The 8059-nt window shown below is 40.0% G+C and carries 7 protein-coding genes and 1 pseudogene; 4 read left to right on the top strand and 4 right to left on the bottom strand.

The features are described 5' to 3' along the window. Window positions 1-711: 711 nt before the first annotated feature. Window positions 712-1155, top strand: coding sequence for an RNA recognition motif domain-containing protein (locus tag L2703_RS15960; RefSeq protein ID WP_248972066.1), 444 nt, complete (start codon window positions 712-714; stop codon window positions 1153-1155). A gap of 28 nt (window positions 1156-1183) precedes the next feature. Here the strand turns inward: L2703_RS15960 and murI are convergent, their stop codons facing one another. Then, a complete protein-coding gene (murI, locus tag L2703_RS15955; protein WP_248972065.1) occupies window positions 1184-1963 on the bottom strand; it encodes a glutamate racemase in 780 nt (259 codons plus the stop codon). A 159-nt stretch (window positions 1964-2122) separates the two neighbouring features. On the opposite strand from murI, the pseudogene L2703_RS15950 reads away from it, so the two are divergent. Continuing rightward, window positions 2123-2320, top strand: a pseudogene (locus L2703_RS15950) (hypothetical protein). A 36-nt stretch (window positions 2321-2356) separates the two neighbouring features. After that, window positions 2357-3454 (top strand): tRNA (uridine(54)-C5)-methyltransferase TrmA, encoded by a 1098-nt coding sequence (trmA, locus tag L2703_RS15945; protein ID WP_248972064.1) that lies wholly within the window; start codon window positions 2357-2359, stop codon window positions 3452-3454. A gap of 71 nt (window positions 3455-3525) precedes the next feature. On the opposite strand, the gene fabR is transcribed toward trmA, so the two are convergent. Then, window positions 3526-4143: an HTH-type transcriptional repressor FabR gene (gene fabR / locus L2703_RS15940; RefSeq protein ID WP_248972063.1), complete on the bottom strand. Its 618-nt coding sequence runs from the start codon at window positions 4141-4143 to the stop codon at window positions 3526-3528. Window positions 4144-4298: 155 nt separating this feature from the next. Between fabR and L2703_RS15935 the strand changes: the two genes are divergently transcribed. Continuing rightward, window positions 4299-5408 carry an acyl-CoA desaturase gene (locus L2703_RS15935; protein ID WP_248972062.1) on the top strand — a complete coding sequence of 370 codons (1110 nt, stop codon included), beginning with the start codon at window positions 4299-4301 and terminating at the stop codon, window positions 5406-5408. Between the two features lie 64 nt (window positions 5409-5472). Here L2703_RS15935 and L2703_RS15930 read toward each other — a convergent pair whose 3' ends face one another. After that, window positions 5473-7332, bottom strand: a complete 1860-nt coding sequence (locus L2703_RS15930; protein WP_248972061.1) for an MFS transporter — start codon at window positions 7330-7332, stop codon at window positions 5473-5475. Beyond that, window positions 7329-7934 (bottom strand): TetR/AcrR family transcriptional regulator, encoded by a 606-nt coding sequence (locus L2703_RS15925; protein WP_248972060.1) that lies wholly within the window; start codon window positions 7932-7934, stop codon window positions 7329-7331. The genes L2703_RS15930 and L2703_RS15925 overlap by 4 nt, the downstream gene beginning before the upstream one ends. Window positions 7935-8059 lie beyond the last annotated feature (125 nt).

Raw genomic sequence — 8059 nt, 5'->3', positions numbered from 1 at the left:
GTGTTAGGCCTGCCGCCAGCGTTCAATCTGAGCCATGATCAAACTCTTCAATTAAAGTTTTGTTGAATCTTGCGATTCAGCTCAATGAATTCTGATTGCTTATTTCACCAAGGTGAAATAAGTCTTTTGTACATATTGCTATGAACATTCATCATTCTCACTTAAGAGAAAAGACATTGAGTTTAAATTTTTTGATTGCCTACATTCCGAAGAACAAGAAGACAATTTCGAATAACTCAATACCTGTGAATGTCCACACAGATTACTTGATAAATTGTTAAAGAGCGTTGACCGTTTATGTTGGTCAGGGCTGCGTATTTTACGCATTCCCTTTTTGGCGTCAAGTGTTTTTTCAAACTTCTTTTGCCGTTATCTGTGCAACCTTAGCTGCTTGATAACACTCACCGGTTTTTTGCTTTCGCTGTCTGCCGTGTCAGTGGATGCGCATTATAGGCAGCTTAAGATTTAGTGCAAGCGCTTTTATGCAAAATTATTTTGAACGTTGATCTTTTGTCCAGATCGTTCCTTTTTTAGCTTTTTTGCCTAAAGAACATTCTTTATCTGGATCACAAAACGCTTATTTTTGATATTAAAGTTAATTTTGAGCTCAAATTTTCAACAGCAGTCTGGTGTATCTGGTAAATTTTAATTACTATGTAACGGTTTTTAACAGTTATTTATCATTTTTTATATTCATTTAGAGATTATTTTATGCAGAAATCATTCGTGATTGTTTTGATTGCGGCGCTTCTTGGCGCTTTTGTTTTTTTTCAGTTTAGCGGTACATCTTCTTCTGTAGCGTTCATTGCTGGTGTTGTAGTGGCAATGTTAATTTTCACCTTTATTCCAACTAGCTCAGCCAATTCTGCTGATGAACCTTATGTTGGCCCAACCATGACATTATATGTAGGTAATTTGCCTTACCGTGTTCATGAAGGTGAAGTAAAGGCTTTATTTGGTGAGTATGGTCCAGTTAACTCTGTTCGTTTAGTTCGCGATCGCAAAACGGGCCGTCGTAAAGGATTTGGTTTTGTTGAAATGTCTGAGGCTGGTGCTCAAAAAGCAATGACGAAGCTTAATGACTACAGTTTTCAAGAACGCACATTAAAAGTAAGAGAAGCTAAATCACAAGAGTCTGACTCTGATAATAGCTAAGTTCTATTAGTCGTTATCCAGTACTATGTTAGTCGGTTATGGTTACCAGCGAAAATTCACTAAAACCATAATCGACTAATGCTTCTTTAAGTCCTTCATTAATTTCTTTGGTGTAACACGCTTGTAGTTGCTTATTTCCAGTGTGCTCCTTACTCAGTAAAAACCTTACGCGATTAGCTACTGCCTCACCTGAATCAAGCAATGCAACGCCTTTACCAAGGTAGTCACTTATTTGTGTGGCTATCATCGGGAAATGAGTACAACCCAACACCAGTACGTCAATCTGAGATGCTTTTATTGGTTCTAGGATCTCATGTAACTGGTGCAGATCGATTTGTTGTTGAGCAACATGTTGTTCTGCTAGTAACACTAAGTCTGATGTTCCAAATAGTTCTACTTTACAGTCGCCAGCAAACTGCTGAATTAATGTTTGGGTATAATCTCGCCTCACTGTGCCAGGGGTTGCGAGCAAGCCAATATGTTTTTTGGTCGACAACATCGCCGCAGGTTTAATAGCAGGAACCACACCAACAACAGGGATAGTTAATTGTTGACGCAATTGTGGCAAAACCAATGTGCTTGCTGTGTTACATGCAACAACAACAATACTGGCTTTGAGTCGTTTAGCATGCTGAGTAATTAGTGCAACACACCCTGTTATCAGTTCTTGTTCTGATAAGTTGCCATAGGGTAAACGTGCATTATCGAACAGGTAACAATAATCATGCTGTGGTAATTGTTTTCTCACTTCACTCAAGACCGACAAGCCGCCAATCCCAGAATCAAACACTAAAATAGGTCCAGACAATATTGTCTCCAATTATCAATATGCTCAGCAATAGTGGGCTTCTCGTGTTATAAAAGCCTGGTATTACTAGGGTCTGTTGATCTTTGCTGGTTGAATTTTGTTCGAGTTAAAAACGTTTTAATCGAGGCGAATGGATTGTAGCCTAGCCACCTAAGCAAAATCTATTCAACAAAGAGTAAAACGTTTTTAGCCGAACCCTGTGGGCAGCGTTTGTTGGTCATTTTTACTGCGTTATCGACTTTTTATGTAGAATAACTACACCTCAAAGTCTCTGCCTTGTACAAATGGCCAACAATTCGCTGCAAAAATAACCTTGAAAGGTCAACAGGCCCTAGACATCAGCGTCATTTAGTATAATATTTGCGCCCTTTTTTACATTCTTAGGTGGACAACATGAATTTAGCTGCAATGGATCCTAAAAACTACGATGCACAATTACAACAAAAGCGCATCAAGCTTGAGCAGGCCTTTGTCGAGTTCAATCCACCCGCTCTTGAAGTCTTTGCTTCTGAGCCAATGAATTATCGCATGCGTGCCGAGTTTAGAATGTGGCATGAAGGCGATGACTTATATTACTACATGTTTGATAAAGCATTGAATGCAAAAGTACGTTGTGATCAATATTTACCCGCTGGCAAATTGATTAATCAAATGATGGCAGCACTTATTGTCGAGTTAACGCCTAACCAAGCATTACGTCACAAGCTATTCCAGATAGATTTTCTGTCAACATTAAGCGGCGAAATCTTAGTTTCTTTATTGTATCACCGCCAGCTTGATGAAGAATGGCGCGAACATGCAACTCAATTAAAAGCTAAATTATCATCCCAGTTTAATGTCAATATAATCGGCCGCGCCAGGAAACAAAAAATCGACTTAGACAAAGACTTCGTTGTCGAGTCATTAACAGTTAACCAGCAAGTATTGCAATACAAACAAATTGAAAACAGTTTTACTCAACCTAATGCTAACGTGTCGATAAAAATGCTTGAATGGGCAATTGATGTAACAAAACAAAGCAAGGGTGACTTGTTAGAACTGTATTGTGGTAATGGTAATTTTACCATTGCCTTGGCACAAAACTTTAACCGTGTACTCGCCACTGAACTGGCTAAGCCGTCTGTTGATGCTGCTCAATTTAATATTGCTATCAATAAGGTAGATAACGTTCAAATCATCCGTATGTCTGCAGAAGATTTTAGTGATGCAATGGCAAAGAAGCGTGAATTTAGACGTTTAGAAGGTATCGATTTAGACAGCTTTGATTGCAATACCATCTTTGTTGACCCGCCGCGTGCTGGTATTGACTCAGAAACGCTAAAATTAGTTCAGGGCTACGAGCGTATTTTGTATATATCGTGCAATCCTGAAACCTTAAAAGACAACTTGCTCACACTAAGCGACACTCATCAAATAATTCGTTTTGCTCTTTTCGACCAATTTCCATATACCGATCACATGGAATCAGGTGTGCTACTTGTACGCAAATAGGTCTTAATACGACAAAATAACAAGGGCTCGATAATTCGCGCCCTTTGATACATGCTAGTTGGTTAATGCTGTTACGCTCGATTATCCATCTTTTGTTGTAACGCTTCTGCGCCGGTTGCAACCATACGTAGTTGTAACACGAGCTGATCTGCTAATGCTTTGCGCTCGCTGCGTTTCATATCTAAGGCGGACGCCCCTGCATTGAACACCAAAATGACTAATGCCTCAGCCTGTGCCCGGGCTAACTCTGGAGTACGCTTAGCTTGCGCTTCAGTATAGTGTGCCAATTCTGAAATAAAATGCTCAATCTCACGCTCAACGGCCGCTCTAAAAGCTGCAGATGTGCCTGAACGCTCATGCAATAAAATACGAAATACGTTTGGATTAGATTCAAGTACCTCAATAAACGTATCTACTGAAATACGAATAACACTGCCACCCGCTTCTGCACGTTGCCTACCTTTACGCATCATTTGACGCAGCGTTAATCCACCTTCGTCAACCATGGTTAGGCCAAGCTCATTCATGTCTTTAAAGTGACGATAGAAAGAAGTGGGAGCGATACCAGCTTCACGGGCAACTTCACGTAAACTTAAGCTTGAAAAACTTCGTTCTGCACTCAACTGATTAAATGCTGCATCGACTAATGCACGACGCGTTTTTTCCTTTTGTTGTGCTCTAACACCCATTTACTCATCCATTCAGTCAATATTTAGCAACAGATAATACCGTTTTTAAAACAGAAACACAGCCCTGTTAACTTGACCCATACCTACTACCTAAGTTAAATTAGCGTACAAATGTACGCTCAACCTGCTGATATTTATTATTGGAACCCTATCACATGAAAAAACCTCCAATCATTTGGCTTAATACCCTGTTATTTGCCATTACCCTACTTGGCGCTGTGGTATTGATCCCTTGGCGTGGTTTCACCCATGGCTTTGACGGCATTGAATGGATCGCATTTGTTGCTTTTGCATACGCGAGTGGGTTATCCATTACTGCTGGATACCATAGACTATGGTCCCATAAAGCATATAAGGCTCACCCTGCCGTGCGTTTTTTATACGCATTAGGTGGTGCTTTAGCACTGCAAAACAGTGCTCTACATTGGTGTAGTGACCACAGAATTCATCACAAACATGTTGATAATAATGATAAAGATCCTTACTCAGCCAAAATGGGGTTTTGGTATAGTCATATCGGATGGATGCTAAGAGAGTACCAAGCAAGTCGTTACAGCGATTACAGTAATGTGCGCGATTTACAAAATGACCGTATTGTTATGTGGCAACATAAACATTACCTAGTGTTAGTTATTTTAATGAACATTGGCTTACCTGCATTCTTAGGTTGGTTAAATGGTGACATACTCTCTATGGTGCTAATGGCGGGTTTACTTCGGTTAGTCGTTGTCCATCACTGTACCTTCTTTATCAATTCTTTAGCCCATATTTGGGGTAAACAGCCGTACACAGATAAAAACACGGCACGTGATAATGCATTTTTAGCCTTATTGACATATGGCGAGGGCTATCACAATTTTCACCATATTTTTGAAAATGACTATCGTAACGGCATTAAGTGGTGGGATTATGACCCAACTAAATGGTTGATTAAAACTATGAGTTGGGTAGGCTTGGCCAGCGATTTACGTAAGGTGCCACAAGAACGTATTGAAAGTGCTCGTCTAAAAATGCAGCTTTTACATGCGACAAATCAAGTGGCACATTTGCCAAATTGCGATGAGATTATCGAAAAATTCCAAGCCGAATACGAGCTAATGAAACAACATTTACTTGACTATTATCAAGCGAAAAAAAGTTTGTTAGACGCTAAGCGTAAACAATTAGCCGACCATAACCTCAAGCAGCAAGTTCAACAATTACGTAATCAGTTTATTGAACAGCAACGCCAGTGGAAGAGTTTAACCGCAGCTTATATTCAGTAAAAGTTACATTCAAAAAAAGCCATCTTGTAACTTAAGATGGCTTTTTTCGTTTTATTAGCATTATTTATTTTTCGAATTGATTAGACACTAGCTGCTGAAGCGCCACACAGTTCGTGGTATCTCCGGCAACAACTGGCGCAATGTTCACCTTAACCCGAGACCAAAAGCGCGTTGGTTTTGTTGTTAGTGCATGCCCATCTTTATGGCTAAAGTACGACCCCCACAAACCGTTTAATGCTAACGGTATCACTGGCACAGGATCACGTTGTAAAATCTTCTCTATGCCCGGTCTAAATTCACCAATATCACCATCTGGCGTTAACCGTCCCTCAGGAAATATACACACTAACTCATCGTTGGCTAACGCATGGTGAATTTGTTCAAATGCATTTTGGTAAGTGACTTGACACTTTTTAGGTGAACAAATTGGGATCACACCAGCATGCCTAAACACATACTTTAAGAGTGGCATCTCACTAATCGATTTGTCCATGACAAAACGAATGGGGCGAGTAGAAGCACCCATGATAATTAAAGCATCGACATAACTCACATGGTTACTCACGATAATCCCAGCACCTTGGGCTGGAATATTTTGGCGCCCATTAACGCTAACACGATACATCACATGGCTAAGTAAGTAGCTAATAAACCGTTGCGTAAACTCGGGCACTTGAGCATAAACATAAATTAGCACCACTAAATTAAGTACACCAATAAGCATAAATAACTCAGGAATACTCCAACTCAACATTCCAAGTAAGACTATCGATAACACTGCAGAGCCGACCATAAACAGCGCATTGATAATATTATTTGCCGCAATCGCTTGCGCACACTCTTTTTGATCTGCACGGGTTTGAATAAAGGCATATAAGGGCACAATAAAGAGACCGCCACTTAACCCAACCAGAAACAAGTCGATCATTACGCGATAATGCTGCGAGTGAGCAATAAAAGACTCAACACTATAAACAAAACTAGGCTCAACAACCTGCAGTGGAATTGCACCTATCATATCAAAGCTAAATACACTTAATCCTAATACCCCAAACGGCAGCAATCCTAGCTCTACATGACCAAATGAAAATCGTTCACATACAAAAGATCCCACGGCAATTCCCACAGAAAAAAGTGCCAGCAATAGTGACACAACCGTTGCATCAGCGTGCAAGTGTAGCTTAGCAAAGTTAGGGAACTGAGTCAGATAAGTGGCACCGACAAACCAAAACCAACTAATGGCTAAAATAGCCATCCAGATGGAAGTCGTTTCACGCGCTTTATTGATACATCGCCAGGTACCAGAAAATAATGAAAACTTATCCGGGTTGACTTCGCCTTGTGCGGGCAGAGATGGGATAGCACGACTCGCCAAATAACCACAAATAGCAAACACAAATACAATAACAGCGGCCCAGATTAAGCCATTTTCGTTCGACACCACCAAACCTGCGCTCAAGGTACCAATAAGAATCGACAAAAAGGTCCCCATCTCAACAAACGCATTACCTTTTACAAGTTCAGCTTCGCTCAATGCTTGCGGCAGTAAGGAGTATTTTACCGGTCCAAAATAAGCTGACTGGCTACCGGTTAAAAACAGCAAAACCAACATGATCATATAACTTTGACTAATAATTGCGATAGCTGCAGTTGACATAATAATCAACTCTAATAGCTTTAAGCGCCGGATTAGTTTTGCCTTATTCATATTATCAGCCACGATACCCGCATGCGCCGAAAACAGGAAAAACGGTAAAATAAACACACCAGCAGCTAAATTAACAAATAAGTTAACGTCGATAGGTAATGCGTTTAGCTGACTGTAAGTTACCAGTAGTAACAACACATTTTTATAAAAGTTATCATTTAGCGCACCTAGGCATAGCGTGGCAAAATATGGAAAAAAACGTTTGGTTAATATCATAATAAGTCCCTGTGTATGCCCATGCCGGTGATATATCCTTTTACATGACTCGTTAACATTGCGTGTAAGTCACTGTGCGTAACAAATAGTTTTCCATCCAACGCTAAACATGTTAACCCGTGAATGCCTCCCCACAGTACACGGCTCATGACCTCAATGTCTTGATCGCTCATACTTGGTGCACACAAACGCAACTGACATTCCACCAACGCAAATAATGATTTTATTAGGGTTAAGTGATTAACTGGCAAGGGCTGATCATCTGGCATTGACAGCTCAAATACCAAACGAAAACAGCTTTTATGTTCAAGTGCAAACGTACTGTAAGCGATGGCCATATTGTTAATATTTGCCAGTGGTGTCTGGGTAGTAAACTCCTGCAAAATTGCGGATAAATTCATTAAAGTATGTTCAGATACGGCCAGTAACAGGTATTGATAACTACCAAAAATATTAATCAATGTACTGGGAACATAACCTATTTGAGCAGCAATCTTTCTTAAACTCAGACCATGAAGACTATCTTGTTGTAAATGCAACAACACAGCAGCAATAGCCATCTGTTTAATTTGTTCATGTGAATGCTCTTTGCGTCTTGCCACAGGGCGGCCCCATCATTTGTTACCTTTATGTATGGTAAGTTAACAGCAAAAAAAATAAAAAACAACGTTCATAATAATGTTTTTTTATCTAAAGAGCACTGTTAAATGCAACACCTTGGCGGTTA

The organism is Shewanella basaltis, assembly GCF_023283885.1.
GTDB classification, from domain to species: Bacteria; Pseudomonadota; Gammaproteobacteria; order Enterobacterales; family Shewanellaceae; genus Shewanella; species Shewanella basaltis.
The sequence above is the reverse complement of the archived record's forward strand: the minus strand, read 5'-3'. Positions and strand labels throughout refer to the sequence as shown.

Coding starts and splice junctions, on each gene's coding strand:
- L2703_RS15960 (WP_248972066.1), top strand. CDS start 712: ATGCAGAAATCATTCGTGATTGTTTTGATTGCGGCGCTTCTTGGCGCT.
- fabR (WP_248972063.1), bottom strand. CDS start 4,143: ATGGGTGTTAGAGCACAACAAAAGGAAAAAACGCGTCGTGCATTAGTC.
- L2703_RS15930 (WP_248972061.1), bottom strand. CDS start 7,332: ATGATATTAACCAAACGTTTTTTTCCATATTTTGCCACGCTATGCCTA.
- L2703_RS15935 (WP_248972062.1), top strand. CDS start 4,299: ATGAAAAAACCTCCAATCATTTGGCTTAATACCCTGTTATTTGCCATT.
- trmA (WP_248972064.1), top strand. CDS start 2,357: ATGAATTTAGCTGCAATGGATCCTAAAAACTACGATGCACAATTACAA.